The 940-nt window shown below is 52.8% G+C and carries 1 rRNA gene; it reads right to left on the bottom strand.

The features are described 5' to 3' along the window. Positions 1 to 940: ribosomal RNA gene (locus MMS95_RS24095) — 23S ribosomal RNA — on the bottom strand; the annotation flags it as partial.

Here is a 940-nt window from a genome sequence, read left to right on the forward strand (position 1 = left end):
AACCCTCACAGGCCACCTTCAACGGCTTACAGAACGCTCCCCTACCCAACAACGCTAAGCGTCGCTGCCGCAGCTTCGGTGCATGGTTTAGCCCCGTTACATCTTCCGCGCAGGCCGACTCGACCAGTGAGCTATTACGCTTTCTTTAAATGATGGCTGCTTCTAAGCCAACATCCTGGCTGTCTATGCCTTCCCACATCGTTTCCCACTTAACCATGACTTTGGGACCTTAGCTGGCGGTCTGGGTTGTTTCCCTCTTCACGACGGACGTTAGCACCCGCCGTGTGTCTCCCGTGATAACATTCTTCGGTATTCGGAGTTTGCATCGGTTTGGTAAGCCGGGATGGCCCCCTAGCCGAAACAGTGCTCTACCCCCGAAGATGAGTTCACGAGGCGCTACCTAAATAGCTTTCGGGGAGAACCAGCTATCTCCCGGTTTGATTGGCCTTTCACCCCCAGCCACAAGTCATCCGCTAATTTTTCAACATTAGTCGGTTCGGTCCTCCAGTTAGTGTTACCCAACCTTCAACCTGCCCATGGCTAGATCACCGGGTTTCGGGTCTATACCTTGCAACTAGTCGCCCAGTTAAGACTCGGTTTCCCTACGGCTCCCCTATACGGTTAACCTTGCTACAAAATATAAGTCGCTGACCCATTATACAAAAGGTACGCAGTCACACCACGAAGGTGCTCCCACTGCTTGTACGTACACGGTTTCAGGTTCTATTTCACTCCCCTCGCCGGGGTTCTTTTCGCCTTTCCCTCACGGTACTGGTTCACTATCGGTCAGTCAGGAGTATTTAGCCTTGGAGGATGGTCCCCCCATATTCAGACAGGATGTCACGTGTCCCGCCCTACTCATCGAACTCACGACCTGTGCATTTTAGTGTACGGGGCTATCACCCTTTACTGCGCGACTTTCCAGACGCTTCCACTAACA

The organism is Serratia sp. PGPR-27, from assembly GCF_022678525.1.
Lineage (GTDB): Bacteria > Pseudomonadota > Gammaproteobacteria > Enterobacterales > Enterobacteriaceae > Serratia > Serratia nematodiphila.